The sequence below is a fragment of the Anaerobacillus sp. ABD4_527 genome (genome assembly GCF_056160805.1).
Genome location: NZ_JBSWXZ010000001.1, coordinates 386,338 through 411,715, shown reverse-complemented (window position 1 = coordinate 411,715; position 25,378 = coordinate 386,338). Strand labels below are relative to the sequence as shown.

The window sequence follows — 25,378 nt, the reverse complement described above, 5'->3', positions numbered from 1 at the left end:
GCAAATTGCGCTTCTTATTTTTTTATTCTAAAAAACATGAATCCTTTCTTTATCTCTTATCGTATAATCAGGAAACAGCTAATTAGGAAAGGTGGAAAAACATGCTTAAGAAGTTTCTAGCAAGTGTCGGAGTAGGTGCTGCAAAGGTTGATACGCAGTTAGAGAAGGATTATTTCGTTCCGGGGGAAACCGTTAATGGTAAAGTTGTCATAAAGGGTGGTGAAATCGAGCAATCGATCGATGCGATTCATATCTTCCTTATGACAGAAGCTATCCGTGAAGTGGATGATAAAAAAGTAAGAGAAAAAGTAGCGCTAAAGAAATATAAGGTTGCTGATCAGGAGAAGATCTCAGAAGGTGAAACGAAAGAAATCCCGTTTTCCATTCAACTTCCATACGACACGCCAGCTTCACTCGGAAGGCTTCCAGTATGGTTTGAGACAGGGCTAGACATCCCGATGGCGCTTGATCCAAAAGATAGAGACCTAATTCAAGTTTCTCCACATCCACATGTAAAAAAAGTAATCGAAGCATTAGAAAGCTACCTGGGCTTCCATGTGAAAAAGGTGGAAATGGAGCAGTCTCGCTACGGCTATGTTCAAGAGTTTGAATTTACGCCTAGCGGGGAATATCGCGCTTACTTAGATGAACTCGAAGCGATCTTCTTTTTACACGATAACCATTTAGATGTCATGCTTGAAGTCGATCGCCGCGCTCGCGGACTCGGAGGATTGTTCGCAGAAGCTTTGGAAATGGACGAAAGCATCGCAAAAGTGACTTTAACGAACCAAGAACTGAACGATTCATCTGACGTTATCGCAAGGAAATTACAGCTGAAAATTGATCAATATAAAAAGTAATATTATAGATTCACAAAAAGCTGTCTCGGTTGTTTATCGAGACAGCTTTTTTGATTACGGAAAGTTCACGTTATTTTAATGGTATTACTACCTTTGTGATATTTCCTACTGTTTCATCGATTCCGTTATACAATTCCTTAAGCACTTCCAATGCTCTCTCGTTCGATTCAAACGTTCCTAACGTCTTTTTCCATTCGATGAAGAATCTTCTCTCTATGACCCCTTCGATCATGTTATTCTTTACAGTTATTTCTTTCACATTCACGAAGCTCTCAAGATTTTGAGTCATAACCCATATCATTCTCTTCTACCGCCTTCACATTATGATTCTTACTCTTTTTCTAAAATCTAGAACTGAAACTTTTTTTATAGTTATTACGTACTACAGTTACAAACCCTTGGAGGTGCGTAATGAAAGATACCTTTAAATTGATCCTAGTCGTAATCACAAGCATAGCTTTATGGGAGGGAATAAAGTACATATTCAATTCATTTGCTTAAATAGAAAAACAACTGCGTCTAGTAGTTGTTTTTCTTTCAAATCAGATAACCCCCTATTATTTTAAAGGCTGTCTATAGATTATAGGAGCATCAAAGCCTTCATCATCTACCAATTCAATAAGTGCAATTTCTTCAACTCTTCCTTCAATCGTTTGAATTCGTTTCATACAATAGTTAAATGCTTCAGAGAGTTTATCGGATGATAAGTTATTTGCCAACGTACAATGCGGTATCCATTGATCAGGTTCATAGTATGGATTGGCATTCGTACTAAACTCACTAAAAAAATCATGGTGATTTGAATGCAATTCTAATAGTTTTTTTGTATGTGTAGGTGATAGAAATAGGGTTTGATAATTTAAAAAGGATCCAATCGTATTGAATGTAATTTCGAAGCAACCTTTTGTTTCATAAAATGTTTTCATTCCTTCAATGAATGCCTCTTTATCTAATTCATAATAATGTCCCAATGTGAGATGAGGCCTCGCGTCTTTCACTTCTTCTGAGTAAAAAGAAATGGAGTTTTGCTTTAACTCTTCCCATATCGCTTTGATTTCTTGTTCTGTTTTTTTATCAAATAACGCTACAACCCAAAACATGAAATTAGCCACCTTTAACAACGTTTATCGTTCACTAAGTCTTCACGCTTTCTTTATGTTCGATAATCAACTCATAATACGTTAAGGTTTGATCACTAAGCTCAAACTCATTACCCCACGTGTCCTGTAAAAAAAGTTCCGCTATCGCATGCTTTCTCATGCCGCCTGCTGCGGCATCTCTTAACGAAATCACACTTTCATAGATAGATGTCATTACGTTAGTAATTCGCTTACAGTGCAGAGTCTGTCTCGCTTCATCCAACTTCTCTAATTGTGTTATTTTCTTCTCAAGCACTGAAATACCACTGTAAACAAGTTCTTTCCTACCTGCTTTCTGTGGAATTTGCTCTAACTCATGCTTCATTTTATCAATAAAGACCCGATGGACTTTGTGCTTTTTGATCAGCCTAAGCACCTCTAAACCAAGAATATTCGCTGTTCCTTCCCAAACCGTTAATACTTGAGCGTCTCGTAATAGTCTTGGTGTGACGAAGTCTTCTATGTACCCATTCCCCCCGTGCATTTCAATCGCTTCGTGCGCGAATCGAACTGCTTGCTCTGCGGATTCTTTTTTCACAAGAGCGATGAGCAACCGATTTAAGGCTTCGTCCTCTGTCGTCACATGTGATTGTTTATCCATCACACGGTCAAATAGCGAGATTGCAGAAAAAACGCTGCTGAGTTCAACCTCTTGTTTCACCTTTAACTTTACTAAACTTTCTTTTATCATTGGAAAATCTTTTAACTGCTTTCTAAACGCTTCACGCCTGTACGCATACTCCTTCGCTTCTAAATACGAACGCTGCATGATTCCTACTGAGGCGATCGCATTGCAAAGCCTTGAGAGGTTCAACGCTTCCATCATATAATAGAATCCCCTGCTCGCATCTCCAACTAGAAATCCTTTCGATCCTTCAAATACTACTTCAGCTGAAGGAACCGCTCTCACTCCTAGCTTATCTTTCAGCCTTCGTATATTTAAGTCATTTACTTTACCATCTTCTTTTTTCCACGGAACTAGAAAGAGGCTTAATCCCTTCGTTCCCTCAGGGGCACCTTCGAGTCTAGCAAGTATCATCGCTACACCGCACGTACCTGCATTACTAGCGAAGTATTTTTCTCCGTACAGCCTATAATGGTCCCCTTCTTTAATGGCTTTCGTTTCGTTCGCACCTACATCAGATCCTCCCTGTCGTTCCGTTAAAAATGTCGCTCCTTCATAAAGCTCGACGTCACCAGTAGAAAGAACATGTGGCAGGTATTTCTTCTTGAGCGCTTCACCTCCATAGTGATCGAGAAGATACGCAGTCGCCATCGTTAATGTGACAGGACAATAAAACCCTGGTTCTGACTGTGACAAAAGGTAGCCTTGCGCGAACGAATAAAGATAGTTCCCTTTCGTACCGAGGTCTGGAATCTCTTTATGTACGTATGCTACGATGCCACGATTATACGTCTCTTCAACCGTTTTCTTGTACCCTTCGTTCACCCATACTTCAGATATATCGTTGCCCATCTTATCGTACTTGATGAGCTTTGGCTGGCCTTCTCGGTCCGTATGTACTGCACGTTCATCGATTTCGGTCCCACAACGTTCTCCAAACTTGTGTAACTCTTTCTCAGCCCACTTATAAAAGTTGGGTTCTAAGTACTGCTCCAAAACAGATGATAGATTTGGATCTTCTTTATAAAAGTTCATAGCTGACCCCCCTTTTAATTTTAAATTTTCAGATAGTTCCATTCTACACTAACCTCTAGTTATGTTCCATAAAATGTTAAGTATAATAAAAAGCTACAGGAGGTCCTGTAGCTTTTTATTTCACTTCATAATGCAGTTGTGCAAACTGACCATACTGCTTAACGTCCGTTAACAATAAATCTTGCTCGATGTCAGATTCCTTGAACAGTGGTATCCCTTTTCCAATAAGAGAAGGTGCAATCGAAATGATAAACTCATCGACTAGTTTTTCCTCCATCAAGGTATGGATGATTTCTCCACCGCCTACTAGCCAAATCGTCTTGCCTTCTTGTTTCTTCAGCTCCCGTGTGAATGTTGAAATATCTTCGTTAATAAACGAGACATGCTCCGTATTTTCCTGTGATCTTTTTGTAAATACATAACTTTCAATGCCCTTGTAAGGATAGTTCCCTTTTTCCTGATCCATTACCCAATCGTACGTTCTTCTACCGATCAATACGGTATCCACACTTTCAAAGAACTCGGAGTAGCCAGCATCTCCTTCAATCTCTCCTCGAAACAGCCAGTCTAACGAATCATCGTTCGTTGCAATGTATCCATCTAGACTCGTTGCTATGTACACGACTACTTTTCTCACCCTCATTACCTCCCTTGGTAATACTGTCCATAAACTAGTTTACCTAATCTTTCAACGGAACGCTAACTAACAATCCAAAGAAAAAACTCCTAACCACTAGAAGGCGGTTAGGAGCTTTAAAAAATATTAGTAAGTCGTCATATACTGTTCGCGTTCCCAAGGGTGAACTTGCGTGCGGAACATATCCCACTCGATTTCTTTCGCTTCGATGAAGTGTTCAGAAGCGTGCTCACCAAGAGCGTTCATCATCACTTCGTCTTTCTTAAGCAATTCAAGTGCATCGTGAAGCGTTGCAGGAAGATCAGTGATGCCTTCTGCTACACGCTCATCTTTGTCCATCACGTAGATGTTACGCTCTGTTGGAGCTGGAGGCGTCATGTTGTTCTTGATACCGTCAAGACCAGCTGCAAGTAGTGCTGCCATCGCTAAGTACGGGTTCGCTGATGGATCAACGCTTCGAACTTCGATACGCGTGCTGATTCCGCGAGATGCAGGAACTCGGATAAGCGGGCTACGGTTACGAAGAGACCATGCAACGTAACAAGGTGCTTCGTATCCTGGAACAAGACGCTTGTAAGAGTTGACCGTTGGGTTTGTGATCGCTGTGAATGCTTCTGCGTGCTTCATCGTACCGGCGATGAATTGACGCGCTGTTTCACTTAGGCCAATTTCGTCGTTCGGATCGTAGAATGCGTTCTTTCCATCTTTGAATAATGACATGTTCGCATGCATTCCGGAACCGTTAACGCCGAATAGTGGCTTAGGCATGAACGTTGCATGTAGTCCGTGCTGTCGAGCGATCGTCTTTACAGCCAATTTAAACGTTTGAATGTTATCACACGTTGTGATTGCATCTGCGTATTTGAAATCAATTTCGTGCTGACCAGGTGCAACTTCGTGGTGAGACGCTTCGATCTCAAAGCCCATGTCTTCAAGCTCAAGCACGATATCACGACGGCAGTTTTCACCAAGGTCTGTTGGTGCAAGGTCAAAATAGCCACCTTTATCGTTTAGTTCGAGCGTAGGCTCACCGTTTTCATCCATTTTGAATAGGAAGAATTCCGGCTCAGGTCCGATATTGAAGTCAGAGAATCCAAGCTCTTCCATCTCTTTAAGTACACGTTTCAGAACGGAACGTGGATCGCCGTCGAAAGGAGTGCCGTCAGGGCTATAGATGTCACAGATCAAACGTGCAACTCTACCTTTTTCAGATGACCAAGGGAAAACGACCCAAGTATCTAGATCAGGATAAAGGTACATGTCCGATTCCTCGATACGTACGAACCCTTCGATAGAAGAACCATCGAACATCATTTTATTATCAAGAGCTTTTTCAAGCTGATCGACTGGGATCTCAACGTTTTTGATAATTCCTAGTAGATCTGTAAATTGTAAGCGAATAAATTTAACATTTTCCTCACTTGCGAGGCGCTTGATATCATCTGCTGTGTATTTGCTAGCCATGTAAATTAAATCCTCCTTAGAAATAAAAAGTTTAGAAATTGGGATAACCAAACCTGTGTTTTACAGACAACGGAAACAAAATCTTTCTGAATTCATAGAACATTCCCAATTGCCGATCCCTTTCTCACTTATACTATACTATACACTAGACCGTTTGTCGTCGTGACAGAGTATGTTAGATTATCTAACATACTTTTAGGGCGAATAAAAAGCAGGGGATTTCCCCTGCTTTAGCCGATCGATACGAGACCTCTTGTTAGAAGGTCATCAACTGCTCTCAATACACTAATTTTCACATGTTCATATGTTAACCCACCTTGAACATACGCCACATAAGGTGCTCTTAGTGGTCCGTCGGCAGACAGTTCGAGGCTAGCTCCTTGAATAAATGTTCCTGCAGCCATGATGACGTCGTCTTCATATCCTGGCATATAAGCAGGCTCTGGACGGACGTGCGCGTTTACTGGTGATGCTGCTTGAATCGCCTGGCAGAACGACACCATCCGCTCTCTGTCGTTAAACTGAACAGATTGAATCAAATCCGTTCGTTTACTATCAAAAGAAGGGCTCGTATTGAAGCCCGCGGATTCTAGCAGCGCAGAGCTATAAACGGCTCCTTTTACTGCTTGTCCTACAGTATGAGGAGCAAGGAATAGCCCCTGGTACATTTCCTGGAGCGAATATAGTGACGCTCCAACCTCTCTACCGATACCAGGCGAAGTTAACCGATAACCACAAAGTTCGATTAGGTCTTCTCTTCCGACTATGTATCCACCGGTTTTCACGATTCCTGCACCTGGATTTTTAATTAATGAACCTGCCATTAAATCTGCTCCGACATGACAAGGTTCACGTTCTTCAACGAATTCTCCGTAGCAGTTATCAACAAATACGATCACATCTTCTTTGATCGATTTAACAAATGAAATCATCTCACTGATTTCATCGATCGTGAATGAAGGGCGGTTCGCATATCCTTTTGAACGTTGGATACCGATCATTTTCGTTTGTTCTGTAATCGCAGCTTTAACAGCTTCATAGTCGATCGCATCATTCTTTAATGGGATAGCTTGATAGCCGATATGGAAGTCTTTTAAAGATCCGTGACCTTCCCCTCTTGTACCAACAATTTCTTCAAGTGTGTCATAAGGTGCTCCTGTAATATAAAGAAGCTCGTCTTTAGGACGCAATACCCCAAATAAGGCTGTCGATATTGCATGCGTACCAGAAACGATTTGAGGTCTAACAAGTCCTGCTGCTGCTCCAAAGACATCACCGTAAAGTTTCTCGAGTGTGTCTCTCCCATCATCATCATATCCATAGCCAGTTGATGGAGTGAAGTGGTAGTCGCTAATCTTATTGTTATGGAAGGCTTCAAGTACGCGGTATTGATTGCTTTCAACACGTTGATCGATTTCTTTCAGTATTGGGTAAATTCTTTCTTCTGCTTCAGTTGATAGCTGTTTCAATTTCTCTTGGTGTGTAAAGTGATTAAACATCGTTTCTTCTCCTAATCGTTGTTCCATTCTGTAGCAATACGTTGATAGAGGTGCGCTGGGGTGTAGCCTTTGCACCTGTAATGCTTATGATCTTCATCCCACTTTCGTTCTATGAGAATCGTATTTCTCTGAAGGAATGCGAGTTTATCTCCTTGATCTGCCTTTAGCGAGATCGAATAGTACTCCATTTGCTTTAACACTTGACTTTGAAGTGTCTCGTTCAGTTTACTTAGATCTTCTTTTTTCTTAGCTGAGATATGGATCTGCTCGTTCATGCTGCTTCTTACACCAGGTTCTGCGCGATCGATCTTGTTGAACACGGTGAGAACAGGGATATGAGAAGCGTCGAGCTCCTTCAGTAGATTGAGTACGATTTCTTCATGACGCTCCCGATCTGGATGAGATGCATCGATCACATGTAGGATCAAATCTGCTTCCTTTGCTTCTTCAAGCGTCGACTTAAAGGAAGCAACGAGCGTCGTAGGGAGGTCTTGAATAAATCCTACCGTGTCTGTAAGCAGTACGTTGTATCCATTCGGCAGCTTTAGCTGTCTTGTCATAGGATCGAGAGTAGCAAATAACTTATCTTCTTCATAAGAGTCAGCCTTGGTCAGTCCGTTAAAGATCGTAGACTTTCCAGCGTTCGTGTATCCGACAAGTGCAACTTGAAGGGTTTCATTACGCTTTCTGCGAAGCCTGTATTGCTCTCGATGCTTCACAGTATTGTCTAGCTGCTTCTTAAGGTCAGAGATTCGGTTTCTGATGTATCGGCGATCGGTTTCTAGCTTCGTTTCACCTGGTCCTCTTGTCCCAATTCCACCACCGAGTCGAGATAAAGAAGATCCCTGGCCAGCAAGTCGAGGCAGCATGTATTGCAGCTGTGCGAGCTCCACTTGCAGCATCCCTTCTCTCGACCTTGCTCTTTGAGCAAATATATCCAGTATAAGCTGCGTGCGATCGATCACTTTCGCTTCGAGCTGTTCTGAGAGATTACGAAGCTGACTTGGTGAAAGTTCACTATTAAATATAATGACGCCAGCTTCGTTCTCATCGATCAGGTGAGACAATTCTTCTACTTTTCCTTTCCCGATATAGGTTGCTGGATGGATGCGCTCTCTTTTCTGAGAAAGCGTTTCTAACACTACTCCTCCAGCCGTTTCTGTTAATGCAGCAAGTTCATCCATCGAATAGGCAAACTGCTCATCTGTTTGATCTGGAAGCTGACAGCCGATCAAGATTGCTGGTTCAGCTACTTCAATGCGGTCTTTTTTCAACGGTACGTTCCCTGCCTTTACTTATCAGTCTGCTCTCATCATACCAGATGGCCCTTTAATCTTCTATAGGGATGTCTTCTGGCAGGATTAGCTCGAGTGACGTTCGGTCGATCACTTCCGCTCCGAGGAGACGAACAGCCTGCTTTCGAATGGCTTTTTCGATAATATTACGAACAAATCTACCGTTACTAAAAGCTCCTGTCTCATCGATTCTCTTCATGATGAATGACTTTTTCAACTTCCATTCTGCTTCCTTAGAAAAACGATACTGACGCTCCGTTACCATCTTTCTTGCGATTTCTAACAATTCATCATTCGAATAGTCCGGAAAGTCGATCATAAGTGGAAAACGCGATGGCAGCCCAGGGTTGAGAGATAGGAAGTTATCCATTTCTTCAGAATAACCGGCAAGAATTAAAATAAAGTCCTCATGGTTATCTTCCATCGCTTTCACCAATGTATCGATCGCTTCTTTCCCAAAATCTTTCTCGCCACCACGTGCAAGGGAATAAGCTTCATCGATAAAAAGGATGCCTCCCTTCGCCTTCTTAACGAGCTCTCTTGTTTTCTGAGCGGTGTGTCCGATATATTCACCAACAAGATCCGCTCTTTCCACTTCGATCAAATGACCTTTCGATAGGACGTTCATTTCTAAGAAAAGGGTACCCAGTAACCTTGCGACTGTAGTCTTCCCTGTTCCGGGATTCCCTTTGAACATCATGTGAAGGGCTTGAGGATTTTGTTTCAAACCATTTTCTTGACGGCACTGGTTAACGAATAACCATGCATATACTTCTTTTAGCAGGTGCTTCACTTCTTTTAACCCGATAAGCTGTTCCATTTCTTTTTGAATCCGTTCAAGAGGAATATGCTTTCTCGCTGCTTCAGCAAGCGCAGAGTCAGCTGCTTCCAATTTCTCTTCAGCATGATGCAAAACAATATTAATCTGACTTTTTCGCTGAGTGATGGATTGCTGCAAGATGCTCACCTCGTTTTATTCTGACACGATAGTATACGCACCCGCCCAAAAAGCGTGACAAATGCCCAAAAGAAAAACACTCCTATTCGAGTGTTTTCCCTTGTATCATTCGATCCACAAACTTCTCTGGAATGGTTACTTTTTGGTCAGCAGAGTTCTTCTCGAACGATCTGTAATGATGAAGGTAGCGATCGTTTTCAGTGATGTCTAATTCGAGCACATTTCCGTCATCATGTTCGAGCTGCCTCACAAAAACGTCATCGTCCTTATACGTATACCTCTTGAACCCTATTCCAAGGTATGAAAATTCTTCAGACTTTACGCCAGAGAGGTCTTTGAAGACGGTAGAGAACCGCTGCTGAGGGATGACGTGTTTCCCCTTCCCTTCAGCTTTTGTAATGCTGAGCGCTTTATCAACTAATTTTTCGATCAGTTTATTCATATCACAGCCTCCGTTTACTTAATCTCAGGGAGGTTACGTACTTCACTCGCCATCTCACCGCCACATAACGGACAAGAAGGTGTGTCTGAGAAGGAATAATCTGCTCTCATCCAACCAGAACAGTCCCCACTTGAACATGACCACACATCAGTGTCAACTTCAGGAATTGGTTCTTGTTGCTGTTTTGAAAAAAAGGCCATTGCAACCGCTCCTTTATTGTTTAGTATTGTTAGCATTCCCAAAAAAACCAAAATCATGTAATTCATTTCACGTTGTTTGTTATAATGGAAAAAAGAAAGGGGTAACGCAATGGAACTATTTGAGCAACCGCTACCTGATTTTCTAGAGGAGTACCTTACCTCCCTTGAAAGAAAGGGACGCCGGGCGTCAACCATCCGGCGTTATCGGTATGACCTTGTCGACTTTACAACCTGGCTCAAAACATTTCATCGAAAAGTTGAATTTCAAAACTTTAGTGAGCTATCGACAGAACAGCTACAATCATACATTCGTTACTTACATTTAGAACGTCATTATTCTGAGCGAACTCTCAAACGAATCATGACAGTATTGAATCAAGTATACCGTTATTATATGTCATTAAATCGGACAAAGAACAATCCTATGAAAGAAGTTGTCCTCCCCACGAATGAAGAAAGTGGATTTAAGGAAGAAGATTTTGTGGGAGAAAGCGAAAGCGAGCGCTTATTAGAAACAATCGTTTCTCTTGCTGACTTAACTGAAAACCAATTAAAAGCACGTGAGTTCCTAATCGATCGAAACCTTATCATCGCACGTTTGTTTCTTAATTACGGCCTAAGCTTACAAGAGCTCTGCAAGTTATCCATGAAGCACGTAACTTTTGAACAAAACGAATTAGAAGTTAATTCAGCTTCAGGTAACAGGACGATCAAGCTCGATCCAGAACATAAGAAGATCTTATTCAGTTACTACCAAACGATACCTGCCCCTGTTCGTCCTCGGTTAAAAAGTGATGATCCCCTCTTCGTCGCATTTGATTTTCAACGTCAAACGTACCGATGGAGTTATGAAGTGGATCGACCGAAGCGACTGACAGAAATCGCCGTACAAAAGATGATCCGCTTAGAAGTACAGCGAGCAGGTATTCGAAAAGGAGTTTCGGCTCAGCACATGCGAAGGACGTGTGTGATCAAAGCGATTGAACAGGATGCTTCGATCGAACATCTACGGAGTAAGTTTGGACTGAAATCAGAGTTAACTCTCAAGAGATACTTCGATTATCTTGAAACTCACCAACCATCTTAGCTCTCATAAAGAAGTCCCTCGTCCTACCTAGAACGAGGGACCGGTATTACTTTTCAGAATCAAAATTTATTTCAACTGTACGCTGAGGAGCGAAAGTAGAAATCGCGTGTTTATAAATCAGCTGCTGCTTCCCATCGGACTCAAGAATGATCGTAAAGTTATCGAACCCTTTGATCGTCCCCTTAAGTTGGAATCCATTCAGTAGGTACACTGTTACAAAAACATTATCTTTGCGCAGCTGGTTCAGAAATTGATCCTGGATGTTAATCTGTTGCTTCATATTCAGTCCTCCTCTTTTTCTCTAAAGGCATTCAATATGTACAGTTCTAGTTATCTGCTAACTTTCCTGCAACAGAGTGTAATATTTTTCGTATTTTTTCTTCTCTATTCTCCGTCATATCAAACCAGTCGATGTCCATCTGATGTCGAAACCATGTTAGCTGACGCTTGGCGTACCTTCTTGAGTTTTGCTTTAGTTCATCGACAGCATCCTCGTAGGATACCTTTCCTTCAATGTACCGATAGATTTCCTTATAACCGATCGCTTGGATCGATTGACAGTTCCTCACGCCTTGATCGTAAAGGGTGCGCGCTTCGTCCAAAAGCCCCTCTTCCATCATTAGATCTACCCTCTTGTTGATTCTGTTATAAAGCGTGTCTCTTTCCATCGTCAACCCAATATTAACTAGATGATAAGGTGAGTGCTCAGGTTGAGAATCTTTCGAGGCGGACACTGGCTTTCCCGTCACATGATGGACTTCTAGCGCACGAATTACTCGCCGAATGTTGTTCGGATGAATCGACTCATAACTCTTCGGATCGATTTCTTTCAACCTCGAGTGAAAGGCAACTGGACCTTCCTCGTTTGCAATCTGCTCTAGCTTTCTCCTATACGCTTCATCTTCTTTCACTTCAGAAAACGAATATTGATGCGTAACAGCTTTCACATAGAGACCTGTCCCCCCAGCGATGATCGGAACTTTCCCTCTTTCATTAATTTCTCGAACAAGATTTGTCGCGAGTTCTTGAAATTCTGCCACTGAGAAGTTTTCTGTTGGCTCTTTTATATCGATCAGATGATGAGGGATGCCTTCCATTTCTGACTCCGTTACTTTGGCCGTCCCAATATCCATCCCTCTGTATATTTGCATCGAGTCACCGCTGATCACTTCTCCGTTCAACGCTTTCGCTAACTCGATGCTTGTTTTTGTTTTGCCCACTGCAGTAGGACCTAAAACCGTTACTAATTTTTGATCGTTAGTCATTACCTATTCACGTTCTTTCCACTGAGTTTGTTCTCATTTTCGACGTTACATCACTCGCTTAAACATTTTTTCCATCTCGTATGTGGAGTAATGAATGATGATCGGCCTTCCGTGAGGACACGTATACGGATCGATCGCTTTTCGAAGCGTTTCAAGAAGTGTAAACACTTCATCATCCCGTAAGTGACGATTCGCTTTAATCGACTTCTTACAAGACATCATGATGGCTGCTTCTTCTCTTAGCTTTTTCACATCGATCGCGCGATTGTCGATCACCTCTTGGACGAGTTCTTCGATCGTCTCCTGTTCAGCCCCGCTTGGAAACCATACAGGATGAGAGCTGACGAGATAGCTGTTGCGACCAAATGATTCTAAAAACACCCCAACAGTCTGAAGATCTTCAATTCGACTATCGATGATCGCACATTCTGAAGTCGTATATTCAAGCGTGATCGGTACGAGAAGTTCTTGTACTTCCGGATCGATCTCGCCGACCTTCTTACGGTAAAACTCATATTTGATTCGCTCTTGAGCAGCGTGCTGGTCGATGATGTAAAGACCGTTCTCATTTTGAGCGAGAATGTAAGTCCCATGCATTTGTCCGATTGGATAAAGCGGAGGGATTCGTGTTTCCTCACTCTTCTCCTTAACGTAGTCGATTGCACGTTCTAACTCATCGACTTTGCTTGTTTCCATAGTTTTTACGGGCGACTCATAGTTTGATAGTGACAGCTCTTCTTTTACACTAAAAGGTTCTACAAACGAATCGTTAGCCTCTTCAGTCGTAACTTTTTGAGGCGAAGGAGTTGCTTCTTCAATCGGACGCTTTTCAGGCACGTCCTGTTTTTCATGCTGAAAGTGAAAAGCCGGCTGCTCGCTCTCCTTTTCTTTCTGCTTCAATGGTTTTTGTTCTGGTATAAGCTCCGTTTTCTTGAATATTGCAGTGATTGCGTCTTCAATCGCTTTCGCGAGCTCTTGTTCTTTACTAATACGCGCTTCTAATTTCGATGGGTGCACGTTTACATCGATCAACGTTGGATTCATCTTGATATGAAGCACGACGATTGGATACCTTCCGATTGGAAGCAGCGTATGGTAGCCCTGCTGAATCCCCTTCGAAATCGGATAGTTCTTGATGTACCGACCATTGATGACGAGAGAGATGTATTGCCGCGAAGCGCGCGTTAGTTCTGGCTTTGCAACATACCCCGTCACGTTGAAATCAATCGTTTCTGTTTGTAACGGAAGCATTTTTCTAGCAGTATTGTAGCCGTAGATCGCTGCGATTACTTGTAACAACTCTCCACTGCCATTCGTAGACAACAGTTTTTTACCATTATGAAAGAACCTGAAAGCGATCTCTGGATGAGCCATCGCCTGTCTGTTTACAACATCTGCAACGTTCGCAAGCTCTGTGTGTACGGTCTTCATATGCTTCAATCGAGCGGGTGTATTGTAAAAAAGTCCTGAAATCGTCAGTTCAGTCCCTTTCCGACTATCTGTCGCCTTAAATTCGGTTACTTCTCCTGCTTCAATCTTCACATATGTGCCAGCACGCTCACCTGTCGATGTCTTTAACTCGAGATGAGAAACTGCAGCGATACTTGGGAGTGCTTCTCCTCGAAACCCTAACGTTTCAATCTGAAACAAATCTCGCTCATTTCGAATCTTGCTCGTAGCATGTCTAAAAAATGCAAGTTTACAATCCTCTTCGTCCATGCCCGTTCCGTTATCGACGATTCGGATCTTGGAGAGACCGCCTTCTTCGATTTCGATCCTGATTTCACTGCTTTCCGCATCGATCGCGTTCTCTACAAGCTCTTTCACAACTGAGGCTGGTCTTTCGACAACCTCACCTGCTGCTATTTTATTTGAAAGCTGATCATCAAGTTGAACGATCTTCCCCATTTTCCTCACCTTTCTTTCATTCCTACTTTAGCTGTTTCTTTAATTCATAGAGTGTGTTGATCGCATCCATCGGGGTCATTTCCATAATATCAACAGATTTTAGTTTCTTCAGTATCGCTTCTTCACCGGATGACTTAGAACGACCCTTCTTTACATTTAGTTCATCAAAGAAAGCGAGTTGTGCGTCTTCATCCACACTCGTCGCGGACTCTTGTTTTGGTTTTGCACTCGCTTCAGTCGTTTCTGTACTCGACTCGAACTCAGACAAGATCGTTTGAGCTCGCTTAATGAGTTGGTCTGGTAGGTTTGCAAGTTGAGCGACATGAATCCCATAACTCTTATCAGCCGAACCATCGTGTACACGGTGCAAAAATACGACGCGTCCTTGTTCTTCAACGGCCTTAACATGCACGTTCTTTACGCGCTGTAGCTCTTCTTCAAGGGATGTTAATTCATGATAATGTGTTGAAAACAGTGTTTTAGCTCGAACATGATCATGAATGTACTCGATGATGGACTGCGCGAGGGCCATTCCATCATACGTAGAAGTTCCACGACCAATTTCATCTAGTAGAATCAAGCTATTTTCTGTCGCTTTCGTGATCGCATAGTTCGCTTCAAGCATTTCCACCATAAATGTACTTTGACCTGCAGCAAGGTCGTCTGCTGCTCCAATTCTAGTGAAGATTTGATCAAAGATCGGAAGTACAGCAGATTCCGCAGGAACAAAACAGCCGATTTGACCAAGTAGAGAGATGAGCGCTAACTGCCTCATATACGTACTCTTACCGCTCATGTTTGGTCCTGTAATCAATAGGATTTCGCGATCTTCATTCATCATTACATCGTTAGCAACATACTCTCGCCCTTTTAGCATCTTTTCTACAACCGGATGGCGCCCCGCTTCGATCGCTACTTGTCGATCTTCAGAAAAGGACGGTTTTGTAAAACGATTTTCTTCACTAACGACTGCAAATGCTTGCAATACATCGAGTTCACTAATCTTCTTTGCTAGTTTTTGCAGTTCTGGAATATACTGTTTCACTTGTTCTCTTAGATTCGTGAATAAGTCATACTCCAAGTCAACAATTTTTTCTTCAGCTTCAAGTATAAGAGATTCTTTTTCTTTCAGTTCAGGAGTAATAAAACGCTCTGCGTTAGAAAGCGTCTGTTTCCTTTCATACCTTCCTTCAGGAAGATTCTGAAGGTTAGATCTCGTCACTTCGATATAATATCCAAAGACTTTATTGTAACCGATCTTAAGCGAACGAATGCCTGTTCGTTCTCTTTCTTGCATCTGCAAGGAAGCGATCCAATCCTTCCCATTTCTGCTCGCATCACGATAGCGATCGAGATCGCTATTATAACCGTCTCGAATCATCTGCCCTTCTTTTACTGAGAGAGGTGGGTTGTCTTCGATCGCTTCACTCAAAAGCTCAGTCAGCTCATCGCATGTTAAGATCTCATCTCCAAGCTCATTAGCATACGTATTATCAAGTTCTGTTACGGCTTGTTTGATCCCAGGGATTTTCTCTAATGATTTACGAAGCTGGACGAGGTCTCTCGCATTCAGGTTTCCAAATGCAACTTTACCAGCTAATCGCTCGAGGTCATAAACCCCCTGCAGCTGTTCACGAATCGTTTCACGTTCGAAAAACTGCTTCATCATCGTTTCAACAAGTTCCTGTCGCTTCACGATTTCACGATGCTGCAATAGCGGTCGTTCTACCCATTGTTTGAGAAGACGCCCTCCCATAGCCGTGACAGTACTATCTAAAAACCATACAAGAGAGCCTGTCCGTTTCTTGTCTCTGATCGTTTCAACGAGCTCTAGGTTTCGTTTTGAATTCACATCGAGCTTCATATACTGTGAAACGTGATAATGACGTAATGGCTGAAGATGATCCATCGAGCGTTTTTGAGTTCGAATCAAGTAATGCAACAACCGGCCAAATGCACTCAGTAGCTTGCTCTGATCGATGTGCTTAGAAAGTTCCTGAAACTGTTCTGGAATCGTAACGTTACCCTCGGTCGAAACGGTAAGAGACATTCTTTCACGGATCGCAGTTGCTAACGGACCATCTTCAGTTCCAAGAATCACCTCTTTTGGAGATAGATTCGAAAGCTCACCAAGTACTTCATGATGGTCACCAGTTAAGATCGTGGCCATGGTTTCACCTGTCGTTAAATCGTTCGCAGCTAGGGAATATGTGCTATCTTCAAATTCCGATATCGCCACTATGTAGTTGTTTTCCTTTTCTTTTATCAAACGATCTGACATGACTGTTCCTGGTGTAATAAGTTGAACGACTTCTCGTTTCACCACGCCTTTTGCATGCTTCGGGTTTTCAGTCTGTTCACATATCGCAATTTTAAATCCTTTTTCTACTAGTTGAGAAATATAGTTTTCTGCAGAATGATAAGGAACACCGCACATCGGGATACGGTCCTCTCCCCCGCCATCTCTACTCGTTAACGTTATTTCAAGCTCTTTCGATGCACGCGTCGCATCTTCAAAGAACATTTCATAAAAGTCACCTAATCTAAAAAATAAAAAGGCATCTTGGTACTCTGCCTTAATCCGTAAATATTGTTCGATCATAGGGGTATATCGAGCCATACTTCTTCTCCACCAATCTACATTTCTATTCAGCTAACAGTATATCACATCATTCTTCTACGCTTCTATGATAAAGAAGGTCGTGACTCGGCAAAAAAATAAAACCAGGAAGAAGAACCCCTTCTCCCTGGTACGACTATTCTTCAAGATCACCAATTAAAAAGTTCGGATCTAAATCTTCAAACTCTTCATCTTCTACTTCATATTCCCAATCGTCATCATCATCTTCACAGCCATCAGGATTCACGTAAACGCAAATTTTTGTTTCTCCAATGACTTCTACGAGAAACTCCCTTTCGACTTGAACGATAATTTTATTTCCGTTCGGTGCAATGGTAGCTTCAAGACAGTTCGGCTCTTGAATCGCTTTTGCAACCACTTCGTCCGTTTTGCAATCTTTATCCTTGTAGCGAAGAGGGATTTCTTCACGATATTTAACGTTTTCCGTTACGACTTCTGTTTTTGTGTTATGACTGTATGAGTACCAGATATTAATGTCATAAGAGCCTTCAACAATGACGCAATCATGGTGCTTTTTCGCCTTGAATTTGTTGTTGATGATCCAGCAACCAAGAATACTTGAAGGTTTGTGCTCTGGAGTAACTGTGTTTGTATCCTGAGTAAATTTACGCCCTTTTCCGCAAACAGCTTTGGCGAATATCTCTCTGTAATTATAATCCTCTGACATCGATCATACCTCCTCTTCCAATCTTCATTCTCATCCTATGCATGACAAATGACTAGTGTGCCTTTTTTTTATTAAGGCTGTTCCACTATCAGTCTATGACCCTTATGTACAATGCTTTACAACCTTTTGTAAAATTTCTAAAAAAAATACGGTGAATGAAATTAAAAACGGAATAGGAGCACGAATATCAGCATAACAAAGCATAAAAAAAAGCCGGGAAAACTCCCGACTTTTACTTACTACAACCAGATCCTTGTGCAGAGCCAGTCGTACCTTCTAGTACGTTACCACCAGTCGCTTCGATGATCTCATCTGTGACGGTGTTTGAGATTGTATTTGCGATAAGCTGAAGAAGATCATTCACATCTGACTGAGAACGTTTGAATTCCTGAACGACAGGAATTTCATCAAGCTGCTCCATCAGTTTGTCGATACGCTCGTCTTTTTCTTTCAACGCCTCATGCTTACCATAATGCTGAAGGTTAACCGCTTCTTTTTGTTCAAGCTTAATGCGAGCGATTAAACTTTGCACTTTCTTGTTTTCATTTATCTTTTCTTCTGCACGCTTGAAGAAATCAACTTCTTCCGTCTCAGATACGAGCTTAGCTAGCTCTTTTGCTTTTACGATCACTTCTTGTCTTGAAATCATTATGCTTTCACCTCTGCAGTATTTTCTATATATTCTCCGTCTAACGACCAGGTTTTTGCTTTCGTAATTTTCACTTGAACGAGCTCACCGATAAGAGACTTCGGTGCTCTGAAGTTAACTACTTTGTTTCTGCTCGTATAGCCCGATAGGACGTCAGGATTCTTTTTACTTTCACCTTCGACGAGCACTTCCACGATTTCCCCTTCGTAGGCTGCATTTTTCTTCGCTGCCATATCATTTACAAGGGCATTCAAACGCTGTAAACGCTCTTTCTTCACTTCCATCGGCACGTTATCCTTCATTTTTGCTGCTGGCGTACCATCTCGCTGTGAATAGATGAATGTATAAGCGCTATCAAACTCTACTTCCCTTACGAGTGACATCGTTTCTTCAAACTGTTCATCTGTTTCGTTTGGAAAGCCGACGATAATATCCGTCGTGAACGTTGCATTTGGCATCGCTTCCTTAATTTTATCAACAAGTTCTAAATACGTTTCTCTCGTATAACGACGGTTCATGAGCTTAAGAACATCATTGCTTCCGCTCTGAACAGGAAGATGAATGTGATCGAGCAGGTTACCGCCTTGTCCAAGAACTTCAACGAGACGATCGTCGAAATCTCTTGGATGACTTGTAGTAAATCGCACTCTTGGGATGTCGATCTTATGAATTTCATTCATTAGATCACCTAGGCCATATTCCATATCCTCAAGGTCTTTTCCGTACGCATTCACATTCTGTCCTAAAAGCGTCACTTCTTTATACCCTTTTGCTGCGAGGTGCCTTACTTCCTGAATAATGTCTTCAGGTCGGCGGCTTCGCTCCTTACCTCGGGTATAAGGCACGATGCAATATGTACAGAATTTATCGCAGCCATACATGATATTAACCCACGCTTTGATCTCACCTTTACGGGTTCTTGGAAGGTTCTCAATGATATCGCCTTCTTTGGACCACACTTCCATAACCATTTCTTTACCGAAGACGGCTTGCTCCATCAATTGCGGCAGTCTATGAATATTGTGCGTTCCGAAGATCAAATCTACGAACTGATGCTTTTGCATGATTCGATTGACGACCGACTCTTCTTGAGACATACAGCCACATACCCCGATGATCAAATTCGGATTCTCCATCTTAAGAGGTTTTAAGTGACCGAGCTCTCCAAACACTTTGTTTTCCGCGTTCTCTCGTATCGCGCACGTGTTTAGCAAGATAACATCAGCTTCTTCCACAACGGTCGTTGCTTCAAAGCCCATTCCCTCATAAATTCCAGCCATGATCTCAGTATCATGTTCGTTCATCTGACAACCATACGTTCGGATCAAGTACTTCTTATCTTGACCAAGGTTTCGTATATTCTCAGGAATCTCGAAGTCATAATGTACGTTAACGTTTTCTTTTCCGCGCTTTTTCGCATCTTTTAACGAAGGCGGCTGATAGGTAGTCTGAAAATACTTCGCAAAGTCCTCAGTCGTTTTCTCCGTTTTCTTTGGTGCTTGAATTTGCGACGACGCAAGCCGCTGTTGTTCGTTCATATGTTACGTCTCCTTTCCAGTCAAAGGATAACTCTGCTATGAAAAGGAGCATGTTGCTCCTAAACTTAGAAAAAACAGGCAATGCACATCGTGCTAGCCTATGTTCTTTATGTTTGATCCTTTAATGTTTAACGGTGGACATTACCTTATTATAAGGGGTTGTACGTATTTAAGCAATAAGACCGGATGATGAAAAGGCTGTATCGCTCTAGAATCTATTAAATTGTCGAACGAGTACCATTCTATACACCGTAAACACTTAACAGATAAAAAATCAGACTGCCGAGGTCGACAGTCTGAGTATGCTGCTTATTTTAAAATGCCTAATTCTTTTGCTGATTTTTCGAAAGCGTCTAACGCCTCTTGTAGCTCTTCTTTTGAATGCTGTGCAGTTACGATCGTTCTTACACGTGCTTTCCCTTTCTGCACTGTTGGGAATGCGATACCTTGTGCAAATACTCCATTCTCAAACAGCTTGTCAGAAAACTTATGTGTCAAGGCTTCGTCACCAATGATAACAGGAGTGACTGGCGTTTCACTGATCCCAGTATCGAAACCAAGCTTCTCTAGACCGTCTTTGAAGAATTTCGTATTGTCCCATAGCTTTTCGATCAGCTCAGGCTCTTCTACGAGAACATCGATCGCTGCAGAGCATGCTGCGGTTACAGCAGGTGGATGGGATGTGCTGAATAAGAATGGACGGCCTTTATGAATCAAGTAGTCACGAAGTGTTTTTGAGCTTGCGATATAGCCGCCTAACACCCCGATCGCCTTACTTAATGTTCCTACTTGAATATGAACGCGACCGTTAAGGTCAAAATGGTCGACTGTTCCACGGCCATTACGCCCAAGTACGCCGCTTGCGTGAGCGTCGTCAACCATTACGAGCGCATCGTATTTTTCACAAAGCTCTACGATTTCAGGAAGAGGCGCAATGTTACCATCCATTGAGAATACACCGTCTGTTACAACGAGACGAGTGCGGTATTCTTGCGTTTCTTTAAGAGCATTCTCTAAATCTTCCATATCCGTGTGCTTGTAAATACGACGACCAGCTTTCGTTAAGCGGATACCATCGATGATTGAAGCGTGATTAAGCTCATCAGAAATAACCACATCTTCTTTCGTCAAAATTGCTGATAGCACAGCCTGGTTTGTTGCGAACCCAGATTGCAGCACGAGAGCTGCCTCAGTGTGTTTAAATTCAGCAAGCTTTTGTTCAAATTCTTCATGCATCGATAGCGTTCCTGCGATGGTACGAACAGAACCTGTTCCCGCTCCGTATTTTTCGACAGCTTCGATTGCAGCTTGCTTCATTTTAGGATGATCTGTTAATCCAAGATAGTTATTAGAGGATAGCTGAATAACTTCTTTCCCTTTGATCGCAACACGAGATCCTTGTGCTGATTCTAGAGGGATCAAATTACGGAAAACACCCTCATCTTGCATTTGGTCAAGCTCTTCTTGGAGATATTCAAAACCTTTCATGTGACCTGCCTCCTTCTAATTATGTAAAAGCTCAACATGAGCTTTATGGATGTAATACTACCTTACCACATTTCCCTTCGAGCATTAATTCGAAGCCTTTCTCGAACTCTTCTAATGGGAAGTGATGCGTGATCATCGGCTCGACATCTACTTGTTCAGATTGTAGCAAACCTGACACCTGACGCCATGTTTCAAACATCTTTCTCCCTGTTATCCCTTGAACGGTAATACCTTTAAATACGATATCGTTTGTCACATCGATTTCAACTGGGCGTACAGGTAAACTCAATATGGAAACACGTCCGCCGTTCGTAACCATTTTAAAGCCCTGGTTCATCGCGATCGGGTGTCCTGACATTTCACATACAACGTCAACCCCATGACCATCTGTCAGCTCTTTTACTTTTTCAAGAGGATCTTCGTGACGAGAGTTCACAACAGTTGTTGCGCCCATCTTCGCAGCAAGATCTAGTCTGTAGTTATTAAGGTCGAAGGCAATAATCTGAGAAGCACCGGCAGCCTTCGCTACCCCAACTGCCATAATCCCAATCGGACCACAGCCGATGATGGCAACTGTTTTACCAGCAACATCACCTGCAAGAACAGTGTGTACAGCATTTCCCATCGGCTCCTGTACTGAAGCGACATCAAATGAAAGAGACTTAGGGTTCTTCCAAATATTTTGAGATGGTAGTGCCACATATTCTGCAAAGCAACCATTTGTATCTACACCGATGATCTTCGTATTCTCACAAATATGAAACTTGCCAGTTAAGCATTGTGGACACTGGTTACATACGATGTGCGTTTCAGCAGATACATGATCGCCAACCTCTACATTTGTTACTCGCTCTCCCTTTTCAACGACGACCCCAGCAAATTCGTGACCGAATACGTACGGAGGATTCACACGACTTTGAGACCACTCGTCCCAAGCATAGATATGTACGTCTGTTCCACAAATGGAAGTCGCTTTCACCTGTATAAGAACTTCATTTTCATCTATTTGTGGAATATCGACTGTTTGCAACTGCGCGCCTTTAGCTCGCTCGTGCTTTACAATCGCTTTCATCTTTCCTTCCACGACAAACACCTCTCTTTTTTCAAACCTTCTTACAATACTGTTACCACAATCATAGTACCACTTTTCCTATATATCGTAAAGGAAAAGTGTCCACCCTTCGCGGACACGTATAGTTTTATTTCTGGACTTTATTATCTCTTTAATAAACGAATAAAATCCCTCGTTTTTCAACGAGGGACGACCGATCATTACATGAATTCTGCCATTAATTCAGTGAACTTTTCTTCAGATAATGTCAGGTTTTGTTTGGACAGAGGTGATTCACTATAACCTGTCACTGATTCCTGATAGGATGGTTTCGTTGGATTATGATAGATCAACCCTTTTACAAGGCCATCATGCTCCATGAGGGTTTGCATCGCCAACATCCGATTCGTAGGATCATAGCCTTCAATATCTTTTAAACTGATCAAGTTTTCTTTGAACCAATCATACGTGTTGATCTTATTAAATGTTACGCAAGGGCTAAAGACGTTGATCAATGAGAATCCTTTATGCTGAATTCCTTGTTCGATAAGTGCTACTAAATCTTTTAGATCGGTTGAAAAGCTCTGCGCTACGAAGCCACAACCGCTCGATAGTGCTAATTCCATGATGGAGAGTGAAGATTCGATCGAGCCTGACGGTGTACTCTTCGTTTTAAACCCTTCAGCACTCGTAGGAGACGTTTGACCTTTTGTCAAACCATAGATCTGGTTATCCATGACAATATAGGTGATGTCAATATTCCGGCGCATCGCATGGATCGTGTGCCCCATTCCGATCGCAAACCCATCACCGTCCCCACCGGAAGCGATAACAGTCAAGTCTCTGTTTGCCATCTTAACACCTTGCGCGATCGGAAGGGAGCGACCGTGAATTCCGTGAAATCCGTAAGCGTTAATGTAGCCACTGATTCTTCCTGAACAGCCGATTCCTGACACAACTGCTAAATCATCTGGTTCAAGACCAACGTTCGCAGACGCACGCTGTATAGCCGCCTGAACAGAAAAGTCTCCACAGCCTGGACACCAGTTTGGCTTCACCTGATTTCGAAAGTCTTTAAATGTTGCCATCAGTTAACAGCTCCTTGCATTGTTGATGAATATCACCTGGTAAAAATGGATTACCATCATACTTTAGGAGACTTTCAATCTTATCAGCATATCCTACGTTCATCTTCACCAAGCTCGCTAGCTGACCCGTTGCGTTATGCTCGATGATCACAACCTTCTTAGCAGCTGCAAGCATCGGTCTCAGCTCATCCGATGGGAATGGGTGTACGAGTCGAATGTGCGCATGATTTACGTTGTACCCATCTTCTTCTAGGCGAGGGATGACCTCTTCGATCGAGCCTCTCGTAGAGTTAAAGCCTACCAATAGCACGTCAGGTTCTTTATGCTTCTCATCTTTATAGACAGGCGTGTCGAACATAAGTCCACTGACCTTACGAAGACGTTTTTCCATCTGATCTTTCCTGTTCTGAGGCACTTCAGAAGGTTTACCTGTCTCATCATGCTCTACACCCGTCACATGAAAGATTCCGTTCTTCGTGCCTGGAATGACGCGGGGTGACACACCGTCTTCCGTTACTTCAAAACGCTTGAAATACGACTTATCTTCTCTTTCAGGCAAATCATAATCCGCTAGTTTCCCTCTTCGGATTTGAATTCTTTGATAATCTAAAGGTTCCACCGTTTGTTTTCCTAGAGATAGTTGTAGGTCAGAGAGTAATATGACAGGGCACTGGTACTCTTCAGCGAGATTGAACGCTTCGATTGAATCATAGAAAGCTTCTTCTACTGTACTCGGTGCGATCACAATTTTAGGAATCTCTCCATGCGTACCATAGATCATCGCAAGGAGATCTGACTGTTCCTGCTTTGTAGGAAGACCGGTACTAGGCCCGCCACGCTGTGTATCGACGATGACGAGAGGCGTTTCTGTGATACCAGAAAGCCCGATTGACTCCATCATGAGCGATAGTCCAGGTCCAGCTGAAGCAGTTAGTGTCCTTACCCCTGCATAGTTTGAACCGATCGCCATCGTAGCAGCTGCGATCTCATCTTCTGTCTGAATAACCGTTCCGCCGAATTCCGGGAGCTTCTTGATTAAGTATTCCATGATCTCTGATGCTGGAGTGATCGGATAAGCAGCCATAAGCCTAGCACCACCAGCGATTGCACCAAGCGCGATCGCATCGTTCCCAATCATGAACATGCGATTCTTCCCATCAGCTTTCTTAAGAGAAAGCGTCTTAAGATTTGAGTCAGCTGTCTGTTTAAATGCTTCAGCTCCGCGCTGAATCGCTTCCATATTACTATTGACGACTTTTTCACCTTTTCTTCCAAAGATTTCATCGACAACTGCCTTATATGTCTCCGTATCGATCCCAAGAGCTGCGCTAGTTGCACCAATCGCTACCATATTCTTCATGAGTGAGGTACCGAGCTCTGTTGCAATTTCTGTAAACGGAACAATTACGAGTGTTGCTTTGCAATCATCTGGTTTAACAGGCTTGAACTTTGCATCTGCGATGATGATCCCATCTCCATGCAATTCGTGGCCGTTAACATCGATCGTTTCCTGATCAAATGCGATGAGCATGTCCAGGTCATCTGACACAGCGCGGACTTCCTTCGTGCTCACCCGTATCTTATTATTCGTATGTCCACCTTTAATACGGGAAGAAAAATGTCTATACCCGTACAAGTAATAACCCATACGATTAAGTGCTATCGCAAAAATTTCACCTGTGCTGTCGATACCTTCCCCCTGCTGTCCGCCAACTTTCCATGAAAGTTGTTCGATCATATTGCCCCACCCTTTCTAGTCTAGTGAGAGAATCACTTGCATATAGTACTAGTTCGAAATAGGAACGGTTTTCCCTGCTCTATCATATTTATATTGTTAATTTC

General features: G+C 42.5%; 23 protein-coding genes. 2 read left to right on the top strand and 21 right to left on the bottom strand.

The genetic code is table 11. The annotated features are described in order from the left end of the window. The first annotated feature begins 101 nt into the window (after nucleotides 1-101). Nucleotides 102-860 (top strand): sporulation protein, encoded by a 759-nt coding sequence (locus tag ACXAHI_RS02100; protein ID WP_474845559.1) that lies wholly within the window; start codon nucleotides 102-104, stop codon nucleotides 858-860. Between the two features lie 70 nt (nucleotides 861-930). Here ACXAHI_RS02100 and ACXAHI_RS02095 read toward each other — a convergent pair whose 3' ends face one another. The 10 genes from ACXAHI_RS02095 to ACXAHI_RS02050 form a co-directional block, all read right to left on the bottom strand. Beyond that, nucleotides 931-1,161, bottom strand: a complete 231-nt coding sequence (locus tag ACXAHI_RS02095; protein WP_474845557.1) for a hypothetical protein — start codon at nucleotides 1,159-1,161, stop codon at nucleotides 931-933. Between the two features lie 256 nt (nucleotides 1,162-1,417). Continuing rightward, on the bottom strand, nucleotides 1,418-1,960 hold the full coding sequence (locus tag ACXAHI_RS02090; RefSeq protein ID WP_474845555.1) for a 2'-5' RNA ligase family protein: 543 nt from the start codon (nucleotides 1,958-1,960) through the stop codon (nucleotides 1,418-1,420). A gap of 34 nt (nucleotides 1,961-1,994) precedes the next feature. Continuing rightward, complete coding sequence (locus ACXAHI_RS02085) at nucleotides 1,995-3,659, bottom strand: acyl-CoA dehydrogenase family protein (protein WP_474845553.1); 1,665 nt, start codon at nucleotides 3,657-3,659, stop codon at nucleotides 1,995-1,997. Nucleotides 3,660-3,774: 115 nt separating this feature from the next. Next, a complete protein-coding gene (locus tag ACXAHI_RS02080) occupies nucleotides 3,775-4,296 on the bottom strand; it encodes a dihydrofolate reductase family protein (protein ID WP_474845551.1) in 522 nt (173 codons plus the stop codon). 126 nt (nucleotides 4,297-4,422) lie between these two features. Next, complete coding sequence (glnA, locus tag ACXAHI_RS02075) at nucleotides 4,423-5,760, bottom strand: type I glutamate--ammonia ligase (RefSeq protein ID WP_270181921.1); 1,338 nt, start codon at nucleotides 5,758-5,760, stop codon at nucleotides 4,423-4,425. 230 nt (nucleotides 5,761-5,990) lie between these two features. Further along, nucleotides 5,991-7,259 carry a methionine gamma-lyase family protein gene (locus ACXAHI_RS02070; protein WP_474845549.1) on the bottom strand — a complete coding sequence of 423 codons (1,269 nt, stop codon included), beginning with the start codon at nucleotides 7,257-7,259 and terminating at the stop codon, nucleotides 5,991-5,993. An 11-nt stretch (nucleotides 7,260-7,270) separates the two neighbouring features. Beyond that, nucleotides 7,271-8,533, bottom strand: coding sequence for a GTPase HflX (gene hflX, locus ACXAHI_RS02065; protein WP_474812046.1), 1,263 nt, complete (start codon nucleotides 8,531-8,533; stop codon nucleotides 7,271-7,273). Between the two features lie 55 nt (nucleotides 8,534-8,588). After that, nucleotides 8,589-9,515: a stage V sporulation protein K gene (spoVK, locus tag ACXAHI_RS02060; protein WP_474848045.1), complete on the bottom strand. Its 927-nt coding sequence runs from the start codon at nucleotides 9,513-9,515 to the stop codon at nucleotides 8,589-8,591. 79 nt (nucleotides 9,516-9,594) lie between these two features. Beyond that, nucleotides 9,595-9,954, bottom strand: coding sequence for a hypothetical protein (locus tag ACXAHI_RS02055; protein ID WP_474845547.1), 360 nt, complete (start codon nucleotides 9,952-9,954; stop codon nucleotides 9,595-9,597). A 14-nt stretch (nucleotides 9,955-9,968) separates the two neighbouring features. Further along, entirely contained in the window at nucleotides 9,969-10,154 is a 186-nt protein-coding gene (locus ACXAHI_RS02050; RefSeq protein ID WP_270181917.1) for a cold-shock protein, read from the bottom strand. Between the two features lie 109 nt (nucleotides 10,155-10,263). On the opposite strand from ACXAHI_RS02050, the gene ACXAHI_RS02045 reads away from it, so the two are divergent. After that, nucleotides 10,264-11,241 (top strand): tyrosine-type recombinase/integrase, encoded by a 978-nt coding sequence (locus tag ACXAHI_RS02045; RefSeq protein ID WP_474845545.1) that lies wholly within the window; start codon nucleotides 10,264-10,266, stop codon nucleotides 11,239-11,241. Nucleotides 11,242-11,287: 46 nt separating this feature from the next. On the opposite strand, the gene hfq is transcribed toward ACXAHI_RS02045, so the two are convergent. The 11 genes from hfq to ACXAHI_RS01990 form a co-directional block, all read right to left on the bottom strand. After that, entirely contained in the window at nucleotides 11,288-11,521 is a 234-nt protein-coding gene (hfq, locus tag ACXAHI_RS02040; protein WP_224882269.1) for an RNA chaperone Hfq, read from the bottom strand. A 46-nt stretch (nucleotides 11,522-11,567) separates the two neighbouring features. Next, entirely contained in the window at nucleotides 11,568-12,506 is a 939-nt protein-coding gene (miaA, locus tag ACXAHI_RS02035) for a tRNA (adenosine(37)-N6)-dimethylallyltransferase MiaA (protein ID WP_474845543.1), read from the bottom strand. A gap of 45 nt (nucleotides 12,507-12,551) precedes the next feature. Continuing rightward, the gene (mutL, locus tag ACXAHI_RS02030) at nucleotides 12,552-14,414 is read right to left on the bottom strand and encodes a DNA mismatch repair endonuclease MutL (RefSeq protein ID WP_474845541.1); all 1,863 of its coding nucleotides are present in this window, start codon (nucleotides 14,412-14,414) and stop codon (nucleotides 12,552-12,554) included. Between the two features lie 22 nt (nucleotides 14,415-14,436). After that, entirely contained in the window at nucleotides 14,437-17,034 is a 2,598-nt protein-coding gene (gene mutS / locus ACXAHI_RS02025) for a DNA mismatch repair protein MutS (protein WP_474845539.1), read from the bottom strand. A 136-nt stretch (nucleotides 17,035-17,170) separates the two neighbouring features. Beyond that, nucleotides 17,171-17,722, bottom strand: coding sequence for an outer spore coat protein CotE (gene cotE, locus ACXAHI_RS02020; protein WP_224882245.1), 552 nt, complete (start codon nucleotides 17,720-17,722; stop codon nucleotides 17,171-17,173). Between the two features lie 232 nt (nucleotides 17,723-17,954). Beyond that, entirely contained in the window at nucleotides 17,955-18,371 is a 417-nt protein-coding gene (locus ACXAHI_RS02015; RefSeq protein WP_270181912.1) for a YlbF/YmcA family competence regulator, read from the bottom strand. Then, on the bottom strand, nucleotides 18,371-19,909 hold the full coding sequence (miaB, locus tag ACXAHI_RS02010; RefSeq protein ID WP_474845537.1) for a tRNA (N6-isopentenyl adenosine(37)-C2)-methylthiotransferase MiaB: 1,539 nt from the start codon (nucleotides 19,907-19,909) through the stop codon (nucleotides 18,371-18,373). Before miaB ends, ACXAHI_RS02015 begins: the two co-directional genes overlap by 1 nt. Before the next feature lie 309 nt (nucleotides 19,910-20,218). After that, a complete protein-coding gene (locus ACXAHI_RS02005; RefSeq protein ID WP_474845535.1) occupies nucleotides 20,219-21,397 on the bottom strand; it encodes a glycine C-acetyltransferase in 1,179 nt (392 codons plus the stop codon). A 43-nt stretch (nucleotides 21,398-21,440) separates the two neighbouring features. Beyond that, nucleotides 21,441-22,481 carry an L-threonine 3-dehydrogenase gene (gene tdh / locus ACXAHI_RS02000; protein ID WP_474845533.1) on the bottom strand — a complete coding sequence of 347 codons (1,041 nt, stop codon included), beginning with the start codon at nucleotides 22,479-22,481 and terminating at the stop codon, nucleotides 21,441-21,443. Between the two features lie 188 nt (nucleotides 22,482-22,669). Further along, nucleotides 22,670-23,536, bottom strand: coding sequence for a 2-oxoacid:ferredoxin oxidoreductase subunit beta (locus ACXAHI_RS01995; protein ID WP_474845531.1), 867 nt, complete (start codon nucleotides 23,534-23,536; stop codon nucleotides 22,670-22,672). Then, entirely contained in the window at nucleotides 23,523-25,274 is a 1,752-nt protein-coding gene (locus ACXAHI_RS01990; protein ID WP_474845529.1) for a 2-oxoacid:acceptor oxidoreductase subunit alpha, read from the bottom strand. The genes ACXAHI_RS01995 and ACXAHI_RS01990 overlap by 14 nt, the downstream gene beginning before the upstream one ends. Between the last annotated feature and the right edge of the window lie 104 nt (nucleotides 25,275-25,378).